This is a genomic window from Fibrobacter sp., assembly GCF_045601785.1.
Taxonomy (GTDB): Bacteria; Fibrobacterota; Fibrobacteria; order Fibrobacterales; family Fibrobacteraceae; genus Fibrobacter.
Genome location: NZ_JAZSAF010000001.1, coordinates 71,423 through 89,672 on the forward strand (window position 1 = coordinate 71,423; position 18,250 = coordinate 89,672).

Sequence of the window (18,250 nt, forward strand, 5' to 3'; positions counted from 1 at the left end):
TAAACCCTATGAAAAAACTTTTGGCATGTATTTCTTTTGTGGCGCTGGTTCTGACTGCCTGTGCAGGTTCCAAGTCGGACGATCCCGAGGCTCTCGACAACGCCCTCGTGGCTTTCACTTCCTGCGTGCAGGGTTCCCGCTGGCAAGAAGCCCTGGAATACGTCACCCCGGACGAAGCGAGCGCCATCGCATCCGACGACGGCTACGAATTCAAGGACCAGTACAAGACCGCCGCTCGCCGTCTCCCGCTTTCGACGCTCCGCAAGGCCGGTCTCGAAGTGGACGGTCGCGGCCGCCTGATCGGCATCAAGGCTGCCATGGATGAAGCCAACGAACGCTACGTGATGTCCGAAGAGCAGGCCAAGGTCGGCACGAACCTGAAGCAGATGGAAGACGAACGCATCAAGCGCCGCCTCGAGCAAGGTCAGAAGATTTTGGAAGAAGAAGAATCCGAAGCCAACCAGGAACAGGAAGAAATCGTCTATTCCAACAAGCTGACCGAAGAAGAAAAGCGCAAGTACGGAAGCACCCGCGACCTGCAGGCCCCCGAAGCCTACCAGGACGAAAACACCCAGGAAGCCGAAGAAGAACTCTACGGTGGCGACTACGAAAATCCGTAATGATCAACTCGTTTAAAAAGCTTTTTAAAACGGCGCTTTACACGGCGTCGTTTTTTTCAGTATCGTCCGCTCTCCTTTTGGGCCTTACCGCATGTGGCGACCTGGGCCCCGACCCGGATGCGGACGGAGCCAGGTTCAATAGGAGCTACAACTACTATTATGTGCAGATCTGTAGCTACAATACCGTGAGCTACGACGTGTACCTCTGCAGCGATATCGAGGGGCTAGACCGCCCTAAGCACCTGAAGCTCCGGGTCGACAGCGATGGATTTGCAAAGCTCGAGATAAACGGAGACCTCTACACCTACATGGAATCCGAATACAGCGAAGGCTACGATTCGGAATTTGGCAGTTTTTTCCACTTCTACCAAGACGATGACGAGCTGACAGTCTACAAGGACGGCCTAACGCTCGCCTATTGGAACTCTTTTGACGGAACGGTCACCTACTACTACTACGATTTTTTCTATTTTTAGCCCCACTCATGAGTAGTTCAGAAAATTTCGTTATCGCCCTGGACGGCGGCTCCGGCACCGGAAAGAGCACCACGGCCAAACTTGTGGCCAAGACTCTCGGCATTACTTATTTGGATACCGGCGCCATGTACCGCGCCGTGACGCTTGCCGCCCTCGACAAGGGACTTGCGGCCGAAGAAGGCCCTGCCATGGACGAACTACTCAAGAACCTTGACCTCGGGTTCGACTCCGAAAACCACATCCTCATTAACGGAGTGAGCCGCGAAAGCGAAATCCGCGGCATGAAGGTGTCGAGCAACGTGAGCATCTACTGCGCCCTCCCGTCGGTCCGTGCCGCGATGACCGAAAAGCAGCGCGAAATCGGCAAGAAGCAGAGCTGCATTCTGGACGGCCGCGACATCGGAACCGTCGTTTTCCCCGACGCCAAGTACAAGTTTTTTATGGTGACGGATGTAAAAGTCCGCGCCGAACGCCGCTACAAGGAACTCCTTGAAAAGGGCGAGAAGGTAACGCTCGAAGAAGTTCTCCAGAACCTGGTCGAACGCGACCGCCTGGATTCTTCCCGTGCAAACGCTCCCCTCAAGAAAGCAGACGACGCTATTGAAATTGACACTACACACATCTCAATCCAACAACAGGTTCAAAAGATTCTCGACTACGTAGGTGTAGTGGCGTAGCCTGAATCCTTTGTTCCACAACCCAATCAAACAATATGTCTCAAAATCTCAAATTCGGTACCGCAGAAGATCTCGCTGAAATCCTCGCCGCTCAGAGCGAATGCAGCCCCGACTTCCGTAAGCAGAACGCTGACGTTTACGCCGGCATGGACTGCCTCGAACAGGGCAAGCTTGTTACCGGTAAGATCAGCCAGGTGAACGACCAGGAAGTCCTGATCGACGTGAACTACAAGTCCGAAGGTGTCATTGACCGTGCTGAATTCAAGGACACGGACTCCCTCGAAATCGGTTCCGAAATCGAAGTGTTTGTCGAAAAGCTTGAAGATGAAGACGGACGTCTCATCCTCTCCAAGCAGAAGGCCGACTTCGTGCGCGTGTGGGATCGCATTCACGCTGCATTCGAAAACAACGAAGTCGTGCGTGGTACGCTCACGAAGCGTATCAAGGGCGGTGTGGTTGTCGACCTGTTCGGCATCGACGCCTTCTTGCCCGGTTCCCAGATCGATCTCCGTCAGATTCCGGACATCAACGCCCTCATCGGTCAGGAATACGAACTCAAGGTTATCAAGGTCAACAAGCAGCGCCGCAACATCGTCGTGTCCCGCCGCGTCGTTCTCGAAGAAGAACGCAACAAGCAGCGTGGCGACGTTCTCGAAACTCTCGAGAAGGGTCAGGTTCGCAAGGGTATCGTCAAGAACATCACCGATTTCGGTGCATTCATCGACCTTGGCGGCGTAGATGGCCTCCTCCACATCACCGACATGAGCTACAAGCGCATCAACCACCCGACCGAAATGGTTCAGCTTGGTCAGGAAGTCGAAGTCATGGTTCTCGACTTCAACGACAAGAAGGAACGCATCTCTCTCGGCATGAAGCAGCTTAAGCCGCATCCGTGGAAGGACATCGCCGAACGTTATCCGGAAGGCGCCATTGTCAAGGGTAAGGTTGTTTCCATTACCGATTACGGTGCATTCGTTGAACTGGATAGCGGCGTCGAAGGCCTCATCCACGTTTCCGAAATGTCCTGGACTCAGCATGTCAAGCACCCGTCCAAGATCCTTACCGTTGGTCAGGAAGTCGAAGCCGTCGTGCTCAAGGTTGAAGAAGATGCAGAACGTATCTCTCTCGGCATGAAGCAGCTCGAAAGCGACCCGTGGGATTCTATCGAAACCGAACTTCCGCCGGGTGCCCGCGTGGTTGGTGAAATCCGCAACATCGCATCCTTCGGCGCCTTCGTCGAAATCAAGGAAGGTGTTGATGGTCTCATCCACGTTTCCGACATGTCCTGGACCAAGAAGATCACCCACCCGAACGAAATGGTCAAGAAGGGTGACAAGGTCGAATGCGTCGTGCTCGCCGTCGATAAGGAAAAGCGCCGCATTAGCCTCTCCATGAAGCACCTCACCGAAGATCCGTGGGACACCATCGATTCCACCTACCCGGTGAACAGCGAAGTGAAGGGCAAGATCGTTCGCATGCTCGACCGCGGCGTCGTGGTTGAACTCGCCGACGGTATCGAAGGCTTCGTTCCGGTTTCCAAGCTCACCGCTGAATACATCAAGGTTCCGGCCGATGCATTCAAGGTTGGCGACGAAGTTCCGGCTGTCGTGACCGAAATCGATCAGAACAACCGTAAGATCTTCCTCTCCGTGGTTGACTACTTCAAGAACCGTGAAGACGCCGAGCTCAAGGCTTGGATGGAATCTCACAAGCCGGGCGAATCTGGTACCACCATCGGTGAAGCCGCCGCTCCGAAGAAGAAGTCCTCCAAGAAGAAGGCAGACGCTGAAGCCGAAGCTTAATTCGCTTCTGTTGTTCTAAGCCTAAAGCTTAAAGGAATCCCGTGGGTAAAACCACGGGGTTTCTTTTTTTTGGGGGCGCAATCAATTTCGTTACTTTGTTGTGAATTCTAAATACTTTTTGGGCCGGTTCGGCATATAAAAAATAAAAATGGTTCAATTTATATGCTTATTGAATTCGCAAAGCATTTTTGTTAGTTTGTTTATGCTACACGAAAGCATATAAAATGAGAGAGTGGAGATGATTTATATGCCTCTTTAGCACGATAGATGTTTTTAGAGATCTTCTTATGGTGTTTTGAAGCATATAAAAAGAACAAAAACGCAATTCTTATATGCGTTGTGTTCTTTTTTGTCTAATTTCTAGTTGTAGAAAAATGGCAAAAAGTTATTTTTCTATTTTAATGCTCATGAATTTCGCTGGAAAGAAAATTTTGCTCGGAGTCTCGGGCGGCATTGCCGTGTACAAGAGCTGCGAGCTGTTGCGCCTGTTGCAAAAGAAGGGCGCAGAAGTACGCGTGTGCATGACCGATGCGGCGACAGAATTCGTGGCACCGCTGACTTTTGCAAGCCTTAGCAAGTGCCCCGTATACCTGAAGAACGGCGCCGTCGAGGCGCGCCCTTTCCAGCATATTGATTTTCCGCGCTGGGCCGACCTTTACCTGGTTGTGCCCGCGACGGCAAATGTCATCGGTAAATTCGCCTGCGGTATCGCCGACGATCCGGTGAGCCTTTGCTTTATGAGCTGCACGTGCCCGCGCGTGATTGCGCCCGCGATGAATGTGGCGATGTACAACTCCCCCGCCGTAAAGCGCAACCTCGAGATTTTGCGCGGCTTTGAAGACACGACCGTGCTGGAATCGCCTGCGGGTGAACTCGCCTGTGGCGAAGTCGGGCAAGGTCGCCTGATGGAACCGGCCGAAATTGTGAAGTGGCTAGAAGGGGCAAGTACCCCATCGCCTAGGGGCTCGGCCCCTAAAACCCCCGTGCCGGCTGTTCCTGTCGCTGTCGATGTTCCGCCGACACAAGACGCAAGCCTTCCCGGCTACGGCAAAAAAGTTCTGTTGACTGCGGGCCGCACCGAAGAAGCGATTGACCCGGTGCGCTACATCAGCAACCGCAGCAGCGGAAAGACCGCCGTCGCACTCGCCTCGGTGTTCTACGCCAACGGCTTTAACGTCGAAGTGGTCGCAGGCCCGATGGAGGCGGCGTTCCCGGGCGGCGTGAAAGTGACCCGCGTGAAAAACGCCCGGGACATGCACGACGCCGTGATGGAAAGGTTCAATTCTGCGGACGCCGTCGTGCATTGCGCGGCGGTAGCGGACTACCGCCCCGCCCACGCCGCCGACGAGAAAATCAAGGACAGCCGCAGCCAGCTCTCGATTGAACTTGTACCGAATCCAAACATACTTCGCGATTGCACCGCCGCCCGCAGGGCGCGCAGCAATTCCGCATCGGGAACCGCAGCACACAAGCAGGTGATCGTCGGATTCGCACTCGAAACAGACCACTTCGAAGAACACGCCGCAGAAAAACTTGAAAAGAGCGGCGCCGACGCACTCTTGTTAAATGCACCCGTGGCCGCTGATTCCGGCTTCGGCCGCGACTGCGTGCGCTTCGCCCTGGTGGAGCGTGGCAAGGCCGTTCCACCGCTCGCCATGGGCGAGAAGGTCGATTTGGCCGAGACGATTTTGAACTTTTGCCTGGAGCGCCTAAATGGCTGACGAATTTGACTTTAGCGAACTGCACCGTTACCTAGAAGGTCAAATCGACCTGGGCGAAGCGGAACTGCTGCTCGACGAACCGTGGACGCTGACTCGCAAGCCCGCTGTTCCTGGTGCGCCCGCACCTGCCACACGCCCGGCTGTTGCCGCGCGTCCCATTCCGCCGACTCCGGCCACAGCTCGCCCGGTGCCGCGCAACCTGCCACCGCAATTTCCGAACAGCTCGACACCTGGCGCACCCGCCGATATTCCGCAGGCCCCGATTCCGGACACCACCGGATTTGCCCCCTCGCTCTTCGGCGCCGTCGACACCAAGGCATCCGCAATTCCTGCCGCCAACATGCCGACGGCACGCACCGTCAAGCGCGCTACCCACGCCTTTGAATCCGCAGAATCCCTTGACGCATTCTACGAATCCATCAAGGGCGAAGCCATGTACGCCAAGGAGACCGCACTCGCCCGCTACGCGGGCCCTGCAAAGCCAAAGCTGCTCTTTGTGCTCCCCGCCGTAAAATTGTCCGATGCTGGCTCCGCCGCATCCCCCTTCAATACGGCGGGCAGCACCGACGCCTTCTTCGGGACCGCTGTCGGACAAATGCTTTCGCGCCTGTTCGCAAGCCTCTCCATCGAGCAGAAGGACATCGGCATCACGTACTTCTTCAAGTCGACCGAGCGCCCGCTCGCGCCGCTTTTGGAAGCCGCGCTCCGCAAGATGCTTACCAAGGAACTGGACTTTATTCAGCCCGAAATCATGGTGACCTTCGGGCAGCCGCTGTTCTACCAGGTATTCGGCAAGGGCAAGAATTTCGACGACAACGCCGGCACCGCCATGGACTTCGCCGGCACCAAGAGCGTCGCTCTCGTAGACCCCTACCTCATGGTAAACGACAAGCAAATGAAATGGCTCACCTGGAAGGTTCACATCCCGCGCAGTGGGCTTTTCACCATAGCTGCAAAGTAATTTTCGACGAGGCAGAATCGCATGAGCGCTCCGAATCCGAACACGGTGCATCCAATTGCGGGCTATGACAAGGAAATCTATGTCAAGCCGACTATCAAGAACCCGAATATCATTGTCGGGGACTTCACCTATATCGCGGACTCGGAATTCGAAAGCCATGTGACGCACCATTACGATTTTATCGACGACAAGCTGAATATCGGAAAGTTCTGCCAGATTGCCGCGGGCGTAGAATTTGTAATGAACGGGGCGAACCACCAGATGAATGCCGTTTCGACTTTCCCGTTCTACACGCTTGAGGGCTGGGACATGAAACCGCCTGCCGCTGGCGACATGCCGTTCAAGGGCGACACCGTCATCGGAAACGATGTGTGGATTGGGCAGAACGCCACCATCTTGCCTGGCGTGCATATTGGCGACGGTGCCATCATCGGCGCAAACAGTGTCGTCGGTAGCAACGTGGAACCCTACGCGGTCGTGGTCGGGAATCCTGCTGAAACAATCCGCTACCGCTTTGACGAAGAATTGACTTCGCTCCTTTTGAAGTTCAAATGGTGGGACAAGCCCGTCGAAGAAATCAACGAACTGATTCCGATCCTTACAAGCAGCGATCTTGATAAAGTCAAAGCCGAAATCCACCGGCTAATGAAAGATTAATTCAAACAGCTACACTTCAATCAGCGTCGCCACTAGGCAGCTGTCTTTAGTGTGGCCAGAGCCCACAAAGTCGATATCCTGCGACTTGTTCCAAAGCGTCTTGGCGCTCGAGTGAACAGACGCCACCGCAGCGAGCGCATCGCGCGAAAACTTGGACAAATTAAATTCGCTGTAGTTGGAGCTCACCATAAAGAAGCCACCCTTGTTCAGAAGCGTGGCGCAATCGGCCACCAGCGGCATCAGGTGTTCACGCACGTTGAAATTCTTGCCCTTGAAGCGAGCAAAACTCGGCGGGTCCAAAACGATGGCATCAAACTTAAGGCCTTTCTTTTGCGCCCAGTGAACGTACTCGACGGCGTTACCCCTGAAGAATTCACCCTGCTTCGGTTCGAGTCCGTTGAGGGCGTAGTTTTCGCGGCCCTTATCCAGAATCTTCGCGCTGATGTCGGCGTTCGTCGAAATCTCTGCACCGCCCAAGCGGCCGTGCACCGAGAAGGCGCAAGTGTAGCTGAACAAGTTGAGCATACGGCGGTCGGCCGCGCGTTCGCCCATTTCCAATCGAATCGCACGCATGTCGAGGAACAGCCCCGGATTCACCGTGTCGAGCAAATCGATGTGAAATTTCGCAGAACCTTCGCGGACTTCACCTACAGAATCTTCCGCGCGCCCCACCGCCACTTCCATCGGCGGGTTCTCCAGCGACTTGCCCGAACGGGAAAGGCGTTCCTTTATAACGAGGCAAACCGGCGCGAACTTTTCTGAGACGGCGGCAACGACAACATTTTTTTCGCGGAGCAGTTCTTCGCCGAAAAACTGAATCTGGTAACGGTCACCGAACTTGTCGAGCGTCATACCGGGGAATCCATCTGGAGCCCCATTCACAATGCGGAAAGCCTCGGTAACCCCTAGCAAAGGAGCACGTCTTTTATAAGCAGCATCTAAATTATTGGTTAAATCTTTCATGGGAATGAGGTATGAGCTCGGTCGCCTTAAGCTCCCTATGAGGAAAGAGGCTTTAGTAGAAAGATAAATTTTTGTTCCTAGCTGAATCCTCAAAGGTGCGTAGCACCGACCTCAAAGTGAGTTTACGAACGCGCTCAAAACTCATAGACGCGCAGCGCTACTTGTCCATGCTCTTGATTTGGTCCACGAATTCGCCGACTTCCTTGAATTCGCGGTAAATCGAGGCAAAGCGCACGTAAGCGACGGCATCGAGTTTCTTGAGTTCCTGCATCACCAGATTGCCAATCTGTTCGTAGCTGACTTCGAAGTTTTCAGTCACGGTCAAGGCGTTTTCCACGTTGGTCGCGAGCTGTTCTATGTCAGCAACAGAAACCGGACGTTTCTTGCAGGAGTTCATGATACCGCGCAAGAGCTTTTCGCGCTGGAACGGTTCATGTTCGCCGCTGCGCTTGATTACGGTCAGTGGCTGGACTTCGATGTATTCGCGAGTGGTAAAGCGCTTGCCGCATTCGCAGCATTCACGACGGCGTCGAATGGAGGAACCGCTCACGCGGCTATCCACCACCTTGTCGTTATCTTTCTTGCAGAATGGGCAAATCATCTTGAACCCTAGTTGAACTTCTTGAATTCAGCGACATTTGCCTTGAATTCAGCGAGGTATTCCTTCGCAGCAGCCACGACGGCTTCCGGAGTGTAACCGAATTCCTTTTCGAGCACGGCTGCCGGAGCAGAGGCGCCAAAGCGTTCGAGACCGGAGACCTTGCCGAAGCCACCCACGACCTGGGCGAACAGAAGCGGAAGGCCACTGGACTTTGCGAACACCGGAGTCCAAGGAACAATGATGGAATCGCGGTATGCCTTGTCCTGAGCCATGAAGAGGGCCGGGCTGATCATGGAGACCACGCGGATCTTGAGGCCTTCGCCACGGAGGATTTCGGCGGCGTCGTGAGTCAGGAGCACGTCGGAACCGTTAGACACAAAGGTCAGGTCCGGGCGTGCGGAACCGCAGTTGTCGCTCACGATGTAGGCACCCTTGCGGCAAGCCTTGGAAGCTTCGTAGCGCTTGTCACCGGGGAGCGTCTTCACGTTCTGACGGGTAAGGATAATCGCTGTCGGGCGATCGTTGTTTTCAAAAGCCATTTCCCAGGCAGTCACGGTTTCGAAGGCGTCGGCCGGGCGGAGCACCAGCATTTCGGACTTGCCGTCTTCGCGCTTGAGGCCTTCGAGCAAACGGATCTGGGTTTCGTGTTCGATCGGCTGGTGTGTGGGGCCGTCTTCGCCCACGCGGAAGCTGTCATGCGTGTACATGAACTTGACCGGGAGCTTCATGAGGGCTGCCATACGGATTGCCGGCTTCATGAAATCGCTGAACACGAAGAATGTAGCACAAATCGGGTAGAGGCCGCCGTGCAATGCGATACCGCAGCAGATGGCGCCCATGGTCAGTTCGGCAACGCCCACCTGAACGAAGGCGCCCTTGAAGTCGCCTGCGCGGAAGATGCCGGTCTTGTTGAGGAAGGCCTGGGTGTTGTCGGAGTTGGAAAGGTCTGCGGAGCTGCAGATGCAGTTCTTCACGTTTTCGGCGAGGTAGCCGAGCACGGTGCCGGAAGTCACGCGGGTTGCGACACCTTCCTTGAGTTCGAGCTTGGAAAGGTCGATCTTCGGAGCCTTACCCGAGAGCCATTCCTTGAGGGTAGCGGCCTTTTCGGGGTTCTTGGCGTCCCAAGCGGCCTTGGCCTTTTTCCATTCGGCGACCTGCTTGCGAAGTTCTTCCTTACGGGCCTCGAAGCCAGCCTTCACGTCGTCAAAAATCTTGAATGCATCGGCCGGATCACCGCCGAGGTTCTTCACCGTTGCGTCGGTAGAAGCGCCTGCTGCATTGAGCGGCTGACCGTGGGTTGAAACGGCACCTTCGAAGGACTTGCCGTCTTCGGCAATGGCGCCCTTGGCCATGGTGGTGTGACCGATGATGATGGTCGGCTTTTCAGTTTCGGCCCAGGCTTCCTTGAAAGCCTTGCGGAGGGCGGCGATGTCGTGACCGTCAGCCACGTCAATCACGCGGAAGCCCCAGGATTCGTACTGACCAGCCAAGTCGTGGCTCATCACGTCTTCGACCTTGCAGGACAGCTGCACCTGGTTCGCGTCGTAGAAGAAAATGAGGTTCGAAAGCTTGAGGTGACCGGCAATACGGCCCACACCGTAAGCGATTTCTTCTTCGAGGCCGCCGTCAGACACGAGGCATACGACCTTGTGCTGCAGAATGTCGCCAAAGCGTTCCACCATGAAGCGTTCGGCAATCGCGTTACCGAGGGCTACGGCATGACCGATACCGAGCGGGCCCGAAGAGTTTTCGATGCCGAGGGCGACTTCGACTTCGGGGTGACCCGGAGTGCGGGAACCCAGCTGGCGGAAATTCTTGAGGTCATCCATCGAGAGGTTGCCGAGCATGGCAAGTTCGCCGTACAGGAGCGCAGACATGTGGCCCGGATCCATGAAGAAGCGGTCGCGGGCTTCCCAGTAGGGGTTTTCGGGGTCAAAACGGAGAAATTCCGAATACAGGAGCGTAATGGCGTCTGCAGCGCCCATGGCTCCACCCGGGTGTCCGGACTTTGCCTTCTGCACCATGGCAGCGGAAAGGATTCGAATGTTGTCAGCCGCTTTTGTAACCAACGCGTCTTGCACTTTTTTAACCTCTCTTTATAATAGCGGGCGATGAGCCGCCCATAAAATAAGCGACCCAAATTTAACTTTTTTACAATTTTCTCTCAAGGTTCCAGAGCGCATTTCACGCTAAAACAATCTTATTTCTTTCTTTTTATTCCTGTTTTTAGCAAACGGAACTCAGAATGTCCGTCTTCGAACTTAAAGTCAATGTGCCAGATAAAGACTCCGGTGCCGACCTTGCGGTTTTCATTCGTCCTCTGATTCCAGTAAAGGAAGCCTATTTTCGACCTGTTTTCGTCGTTTCCGCGAATTTTCTGCTTCATTTCGCCGTCGTAGCCGAAAGTCTGCTTGAATGTCGCGACCACATTGGAATAACCGTCGAAAATGGTGATATAGGCCTTGTACGGCGCAATACTTGCAACTTTTATCGTCGAAAGCGTATCGGGGACCTTGGTCCAGGAATCTCCCTTCGGCTCGATCCACTTGGCACCCTTATCCATTCCACTTACAAACGGCACAGGAGTCACTTCATACAGGTAACGGTCGCCATCGTCGCCTTCCATCTCGATCCCGCCATGTCCCATCGAGTTCTTGGAGGAATCCTCATAAGCCGCCTTCGGGTTCGTCCTGATGCAGTTTCCGACAATCATGTTGTAGTCGGCAAGAATCAGCGTCCATTCCTGCCCCGTAGAATCGACCAGGGGCTCCTTGGCCAGGTTCATCGGGTATTCCTTTTCCTCATCGCAAGAAGCGCTGTGATAGAAGAGCCTCTTCCATTCGTCGCTTTTCGCTTTTTTTGCCCTGCGAATCGGTTCCGACATCGTGATGACGATGGTATCCGGCGGAGTTTCCGCATCTGGATTCAAGAACTCCGTCATCGACAGCGTGCCGGGGTGTTTCACCGCCTTGGCAGGAACGGCCCCCACATAGTCCACCAAGCGGACCTTCTGAGAGAAGTCGTCTTCCGTCTTCTTGACTCTCAGGTAGGGAGGATTCGCTGAATCAGCAGCCGTTACACCATACTCGAACTCGTCCGAGAGTTTCGCTTCTATCCATGATTTATCGTCGCCCATCTTAAGCTGTTTCTTGGGCACTTTACGCCACTCGCCCCCCGCAGCGTTCCAGTAGACCGTATCGACACCGACCACCATCGACTCAAGCTTTTTCTTGAAGTGAATCCTGATCGAATCGGCGTGGCCATCCAAATCAGCATCGTAGATTTCAGCGATGTCTGCGGGCACATAGTTCGAGAACACGACCAGGGAATCCCGAGCATCCAATTCAGATGTGTCGCCCAGAATTTGCGCATGGATTATAACGCGGTTGTAAATGGTGTCCAGGTTGAACACGGCATCGAGCTGCGAGTCTTTCAGCAAAGTCGAATCTTCGACAAAATAGAACTTGCCCACATATTCGAAAGTGGAAGAAAACTTGCCCGTCTCGACAGCCTTCACCCAAATGGAGTCCCCCTGGTCCGTAAACAGGATAAGCTTCAGGGTATCCACCTTGTTCAAAGATGGACTTTCTGCAGTCACCCGCACACGAAACGGGGCGCTGATAGTTGTTTCTACGGAATCCAGGTCGTCATCATCCTTCACTTCTAGGAATCGGTAGGTGACAGAAACAGAGTCGTGAATAATCACGGTGTCGTAAACGACCGTCTTGTAGACGGGATCCTTGTATTCGGCGACCAGCGTATCGATCGGAGCGCAAGAGATTGTTCCGTTGTCGCGCTTTGCGGACAATTCGTTCTTCGGAATGGAATCCTTCTTGAAGAATCCGTTCTTCGTTTCCACAAGCTTGATGTTGTTTTCAATGTCACCCGAAATAAGGCAGGAGAGTTTCACCTTCGCGGTGTCCACCTTGAACGAGAAATTCTGCGTCTTGAGAGTAAGTCCAATATAGGGTGTCTCACGGGAAATGCGATCGTCTTCGTCCATCGAGACAATCTTGATTTCGTCATCGACATCGGGCACCTTGTAGCCATCCTTACAGGCAGAAATTTTGTAGTTGCTCTTCTTCTCATAGCGTACCGACGAGCCATCGCCATCCATCGCGCGGACATAGTATTCCAGCGTTCCCGCAGAGAACGCTTCTGCAGGGACATTCGCGATCCAAGTGTCTTCGGTCGTCCGCCCCATCGAAACTTCACGGAACAGCACCGCCAGAGAATCCTTGTAGTACAAGGACGACTTGTAGATGCCATCATCGTCGGTAATGTCAAAGGCCATGTAGCCTGTTCCATCGGTCGTATCGACACATTCCACACCGGAGAAGGCTATCGCGGGGACATCGTTCTTGATCGGTATCGAATAAGGTTCGCGAGCCGGATTTGAAATCAGTGGCGCCTTGCCGATCAGAGCCAGGGAGTCCGTCGCCATCACATAAAAGTCAATTCCCGGAGCAATGGCGCTTGACGCAGGAACCACATAGCGCCACAGGCTATCCTTGACATGTTCCATTTCGTAAGAGACAAAGGACTGTCTGTAGGTATTGGATCTTTGGATATAGATGCGGGTCGAAACGACAGGCACCTTCGAAGTCACGTAAACCGTAATTTCGATGCTGTCCTTCTGCTTCTGGGATACTCCCACCTTCTTCCAGGTATCCTTGGTGAGCTTCACCTGCGGCGGCAGGTAATCTTCGCTCCAGTAGGCCGTATCGACATCGTTCTTGTTCACAAAATCCGTCTTGACAATCACTTCGTGGGTATCGCCGTTCAAGACCGTATCGGGGCTCTGGTAGCAAAGGATATACTTTGCCTGCACCGAGCTCTGGATAGAGGCATAGATGTCTGCAAGTTCTGTTGCCGAAGGTGCAACCGCAAACGTTCCGCCAGTGCCTTCCGCCATACCCTTCAAAGGTTCCTTGGTCGCACCTGCACCAATACCCACCGAGTGAATCACCGTGTTCTGCCAGAACGCCTTTTCAACGATTTCTTCAGTCCTGTAGGATCCCTGACCGGAACCATCCGAGAAAATGATGATCGTCGTCGAACCCGCTTCGTTCGCCAATTCATCCAAGGCCGCATAGGCGCCATTGGTAATGGCCGTTCCGCCCCCCGAATGAATCTGGTTGGTCGCCGCATACAACAGGCTCTTATCCGATGTCATCGGCTGAATAATTCTTGCCGAAGTTTCAAAGCCAATAAGTGTCGTTCTGTCCGAAGGCCCCATGGCATCAATGAACGCACGAACTGCGGTCTTGACTTCCGCAATATCGGATGTTGACATAGAGCCACTTTCATCGACGACAAGTGCCACAGCAACGCCCCCGAAGTCCTGAATGCTCGTTACCTGAATCGGCAGCGACTTTTTGTCCTGGAACAAGATGAAGTTCGTCGAATCCAAGCCATAAATCGGACGGCCCGTATTTTCGTCGGTCACGGAAACTTCAGCACAGACACCCGGATGGTTGCTCAGGTCAAGGCCCGTGATATCGATTGAGGGTTCCACCGTGAAGTCAAGAACATAGTTCGCCTTGATGTGGCAGTATTCAGACTGGGGAATCACCTTGGTCTTGATGTTTGTCGGATCCACAATCTTTGCCTTGCCTTCCACCAGACTCCACGAGTCAAACACAAAGCCGCCATAAGGAGCTACCGTTACTGAGGTATCCTTGCCCGGTTCTAGGTAGACATTGCCCGAAGGAATCGCCCTGCCCTGATTGGACTCTACATACATCACATAGGGCTTGCGGATCTGCATTTCAAAGGACTTGTCAGGATATTCTGAGGTGCGAGCATCTTCAAAGCCCAAATAAATCGGGATTCCAGGAATACCCTGCACGACGACCGAGGTATCGCCCGAAACGGTATACTGCTTGCCAGCCGTCTTGTAAGTGGAATCTCTGCCAAAATTCACAAATTTTCCATCGAGTTCATCGACATGCGTAATGGTAAGCAGGTGGGCGTTCGTATCCGGCGGATACCAAACGAACCGGACCATTGAATAAGTCGAATCGCTGTAGTAGTTGTCGCGGAAGTTGTACTTCGTCTTGGTTTCGGTCAGCTCATAAGATTCGCCGAGTTTGAAAGACGCCTTTACCGTAATCGTATCCTTCGCGGAAACTGTCGTCATCTTCGCCTTGGAATCGGCCAGGGTTCCGTTTCCAGAAATCACCTTCCAGCGGTAGAAACGGTAGCCCGCCTTGCCCATCGCATCGATGGGATACCCCACATTCGCCCATGCCTTCGGATAGCCCCCAGCGGGAATTGCGACACCATTCTTTCCGCCTTCGAGCGCAATGGAAGCCCTGGATGTCGAATAGCTCACCCAGAAGGGCACTTCGTTGTCCGACGTGTAACCGTTCGAGAACGTATAGAACACGGAATCGCCCTTGGCAAGCTTCAGGGAATCCACTACAATGTCATAGCCTGACAGAGAATTTGTGTACGAGGAGAAGTCGGACGAATCGTACCGGTAGACATTGGAGTATGTTCTCTTGGCTCGGCTAAAGACAAAGGCGTATGTTCCCGCAGAAGGAGCCACGAACTTGAAGCGGACGGCACTGCCGACATTTCCAGAATAGTAATGTTCAGCCGTCGTGTACTCCGTCGAAGTCTTTGTAATCGTGTACACCGTGCCTTCGCCAAATACGGCCTTCACGCGGCAATCTCCGTTCACCACCGCATAGGCGTTTACCTTGGTGGAATCGACAATCTTGCACGAGCCCGAAACCTTCTGCCAGTACTTGAACCTGTACAATGAATTCAACGGATACGCCCGCAGGGGAACAGAATCCCCCGACACATAGGTGGAGTCGTAGTTGCGGCTGTTAATTCCCACATAGGCATAGCCACCCCCCACCGTATCGGCACTCACCTTGACCGTCTTTTGGACCTTGGCATGCACGGAATCTGCCGTTACATCTCCCGTGGGATACAACAGGAAATACACCGTAGAGTCTGCATTCAAGGTGACAAGCATCTTGCATTCCATCTCGTTTCCGGACGGATAGCAGCTGCTATAGTTTGAATACGAAGCAAAGGTGCTGTCCTTGAAACGGTATGCGGTCGTGTTCCGCGCCGTCCTATAGACTAGGGCATACATCGCCGAATCGGTGGCCTTGTACGACGAACGGATTCCGTAGTAGCCGTATGCCGTCTGGCTGCTATTATCGGTATACGAAAATCCCTTGTACTTGCCCGTCAGCTCGTAAATCGGAAGGTCCTTTACGGTCTTCGACAACTTCACCACCGGAGCTGTCGGAATAAACGTCGCCTTGGGGTCATTCTTGTCGCTGAAGGAGCCCGTTCCCGAAACGATTTTCCAGCCCGCAAAATGTTCCCCACTAGAAAGGGGGGCCGACAGGCTCATCGTCTTGCCCATCGAAACGGTGTCCGGCGTACCACCATCAACGGTCACGATGGAAGCCTTGTCTACAAAGACCGAAATCGATTCGTCGTAATAGGAAGAAGAATAGGGCACGACAGACAAATAATAGGCTTCGTCCTTAGCAGACGCCTTCACATACTCATAAGACGATGCCCTTGTGCTAGATACCGTTTTTACAGGAGTCGTAAAGGAGTCGTCGGTTCCATAATACCGGTGAGTCCCATAGAAATCGGTCGACTGCACGCGCATAATATAGAGATCGGTCGTCGGAGCCACATACCTGAAGCGCATACCATTTGCCGGGGAAACATTGTAGAAATCATTGTTCGGGGTAAACTTCTGGACCTTTTCGGAAATGTCAATCAGCTTAGCCTCGCGGCACAGCAGCTTGACCTTAGTGTCTTCAAGAACGGTAAGCTCGATCGACGATGCAGACGAATCGGAGAACTGGTGCGTGCCGCTTACAAACTTCCAGCCGTTCGGACGGTAGCCCGTCACGCCGGTCGCTTCCAAAAGGGCCATTTGTCCATCGAGAACCTTTTGCGTTTCCGTAACCGGGGAGCAGTTCGGAGACTCGCTTTCTACGGTAACAGTCCAAACATCTGCACGGGAGGCCTTGATGTCAAAGATATCGGTATAATCGTCGCTATAATAAACATCGACCACGAAATAGTAGGTCTCTCCGGCATCGCAGTAAAAGGATACGCTAGGGCTATAGTAGCTAGAAGAATTGTCCAAGGAGCTGGAAAAACTATCGTCCGTTCCATAATAGTAGAGATACCGATAAAAAGAGGAGCTCGCGTAAGACGAAGTGACCGTGCAGTACCCGGACTTCGACGGTGTGTAACTAAAATGAACCCGGCCGGAATCGGCTGCATCGTAAAAATTGTCGCTAGCGTTATATTCTGTCGTCGTTTCCGTTATCGGGAAAACAACTCCATGTTCTTCCGCGGCAAAAGCCAAGGAAAGAAAAATGACAAATGCAATGCCCCAAATTCTCCTCATGAACTAACCTCTCAAAATTGTATATGTAAAAAATATAAAATTATAGCATTTTCTTCAACTATTGCCGCAAGATTTAGTTATCTTTCACCCGCAAGAGGAACAACACAGAGAACTTATGCAAAATAAATTTTACAATAAAATTCTTTTCCTGACCGTCGTCTTCATTTGTTCGCAATTAGCTAATGCATTTGAAGTTCGCCCCTTTTTCCAATTCGACTTTCCATCCAAAGTAAACATTGAAAAAGACGCCAAGGGTGTGAAGCAAGAAAAGAAGTGGAACACAGATCCCGTCTTTATCGGTGCAGCAGAAATGTTGTTTGCCGCCGAGTTCAGCCCTCTCCATTATGGATTCGGCCTTGGCTACAAGAGCGCCCAGAAGAAAGGTTCCCAACAGGCAACCCCCGCATCGATTCCCGTATGGGGCCACCTCGCCTTCGGTGCATTCAAAAAAGATTGGTCAGTCACCCCCTACGCCGTCGTCCGCGCAGGCTCAATGGCCCCGCTTTCCGGCAACGGAAACTGGTGGGAACGTCCGTTCAACTTCTTTGTCCAGGGCGGTCTCGGAACTTATCTGCCTTACAACATCGGTCTCGAAGTCAATTACGACTACTCATCGATGCTGAAATCCTATGAAAGTTCCAAAACCAAGTTCCGCGTATCGTCCGGCCGTATCGGTCTACAGCTTTCTGTTGGCATCAAGCTTTCTCACGACAGGACCTACAAATCCGACGAAGAACTAAAGGAACAGAAGAAAGAAAGCACGGACACAAACAGCACCGTCGAACCCTATACCGCTGCCTACAGCGAACTTGACGATCAGACCGCAACGGACGAGGATACGACCGCAGCCGAAGAAAGTGCCGCAGAACCCGTTGCAGAGCCCGCCGCCGAACCAACCGAAGATTCTACAGCAACGGAACCCGACACGGCCGCGACCGCAGAGAGCACCGCAGCGGAAAGCGCCGAGGAAAGTGCCGGAGCAACAGAACCCGAAGCCGCCGAAGAAGTAGCCGAGCCCGAACCGGAAGCAGCGCCGGTTGAAGAACCCAAGCCCGCAGCAAAGAAGAAGGTCGCCAAGAAATCGACAAAGAAATCTTCTAAGAAGGCTTCCAAAAAGTCCTCGAAAAAGTCGAGCAAGAAATCCCGCAAAAAGAAGAAGTAAAGATCACACAAAAAAGAAATCTGAATAATTCACAACAAGCTAGGCGCCTTTCGGCGCCTTCTTTATTGTATACAGAAAACCACCCGCTAGGCGGGTGGTTCCAAAGAGCCTACGGCTTTACATCCTTGTGGAAAGCAGAAATCCTTTGATTAAATTTGCCACGCGGTCTGACCACCTGCATAACAAATAACCAAAGGATTTTGCAA

At 53.2% G+C, this 18,250-nt stretch carries 12 protein-coding genes; 8 read left to right on the forward strand and 4 right to left on the reverse strand.

Features of this window, described 5'->3' with window-relative positions; genetic code table 11:
• The first annotated feature begins 8 nt into the window (after window positions 1–8).
• The 7 genes from ACKI61_RS00320 (at window position 9) to ACKI61_RS00350 (ending at window position 6,914) form a co-directional block, all read left to right on the forward strand.
• On the forward strand, window positions 9–620 hold the full coding sequence (locus ACKI61_RS00320; protein ID WP_407455836.1) for a hypothetical protein: 612 nt from the start codon (window positions 9–11) through the stop codon (window positions 618–620).
• Window positions 620–1,096, forward strand: coding sequence for a hypothetical protein (locus tag ACKI61_RS00325; protein ID WP_407455837.1), 477 nt, complete (start codon window positions 620–622; stop codon window positions 1,094–1,096). Before ACKI61_RS00320 ends, ACKI61_RS00325 begins: the two co-directional genes overlap by 1 nt.
• 8 nt (window positions 1,097–1,104) lie before the next feature.
• Window positions 1,105–1,773 (forward strand): (d)CMP kinase, encoded by a 669-nt coding sequence (gene cmk / locus ACKI61_RS00330; protein WP_407455838.1) that lies wholly within the window; start codon window positions 1,105–1,107, stop codon window positions 1,771–1,773.
• A gap of 35 nt (window positions 1,774–1,808) precedes the next feature.
• Complete coding sequence (gene rpsA, locus ACKI61_RS00335) at window positions 1,809–3,575, forward strand: 30S ribosomal protein S1 (RefSeq protein ID WP_407455839.1); 1,767 nt, start codon at window positions 1,809–1,811, stop codon at window positions 3,573–3,575.
• Between the two features lie 407 nt (window positions 3,576–3,982).
• Window positions 3,983–5,296 (forward strand): bifunctional phosphopantothenoylcysteine decarboxylase/phosphopantothenate synthase, encoded by a 1,314-nt coding sequence (locus ACKI61_RS00340; RefSeq protein WP_407455840.1) that lies wholly within the window; start codon window positions 3,983–3,985, stop codon window positions 5,294–5,296.
• Window positions 5,289–6,257, forward strand: coding sequence for a hypothetical protein (locus ACKI61_RS00345; RefSeq protein ID WP_407455841.1), 969 nt, complete (start codon window positions 5,289–5,291; stop codon window positions 6,255–6,257). Before ACKI61_RS00340 ends, ACKI61_RS00345 begins: the two co-directional genes overlap by 8 nt.
• 21 nt (window positions 6,258–6,278) lie before the next feature.
• Window positions 6,279–6,914 (forward strand): CatB-related O-acetyltransferase, encoded by a 636-nt coding sequence (locus ACKI61_RS00350; protein WP_407455842.1) that lies wholly within the window; start codon window positions 6,279–6,281, stop codon window positions 6,912–6,914.
• Between the two features lie 9 nt (window positions 6,915–6,923).
• Here the strand turns inward: ACKI61_RS00350 and ACKI61_RS00355 are convergent, their stop codons facing one another.
• The 4 genes from ACKI61_RS00355 to ACKI61_RS00370 form a co-directional block, all read right to left on the reverse strand.
• The gene (locus ACKI61_RS00355) at window positions 6,924–7,826 is read right to left on the reverse strand and encodes a class I SAM-dependent rRNA methyltransferase (protein ID WP_407455843.1); all 903 of its coding nucleotides are present in this window, start codon (window positions 7,824–7,826) and stop codon (window positions 6,924–6,926) included.
• A 208-nt stretch (window positions 7,827–8,034) separates the two neighbouring features.
• Window positions 8,035–8,478, reverse strand: coding sequence for a transcriptional regulator NrdR (gene nrdR, locus ACKI61_RS00360; protein WP_072977912.1), 444 nt, complete (start codon window positions 8,476–8,478; stop codon window positions 8,035–8,037).
• 8 nt (window positions 8,479–8,486) lie between these two features.
• Entirely contained in the window at window positions 8,487–10,559 is a 2,073-nt protein-coding gene (locus ACKI61_RS00365; RefSeq protein ID WP_407455844.1) for a transketolase family protein, read from the reverse strand.
• Between the two features lie 119 nt (window positions 10,560–10,678).
• Complete coding sequence (locus tag ACKI61_RS00370; RefSeq protein WP_407455845.1) at window positions 10,679–16,840, reverse strand: vWA domain-containing protein; 6,162 nt, start codon at window positions 16,838–16,840, stop codon at window positions 10,679–10,681.
• A 298-nt stretch (window positions 16,841–17,138) separates the two neighbouring features.
• Here ACKI61_RS00370 and ACKI61_RS00375 point away from each other — a divergent pair, with 298 nt between their 5' ends.
• Window positions 17,139–18,044 carry a hypothetical protein gene (locus tag ACKI61_RS00375; protein ID WP_407455846.1) on the forward strand — a complete coding sequence of 302 codons (906 nt, stop codon included), beginning with the start codon at window positions 17,139–17,141 and terminating at the stop codon, window positions 18,042–18,044.
• Window positions 18,045–18,250 lie beyond the last annotated feature (206 nt).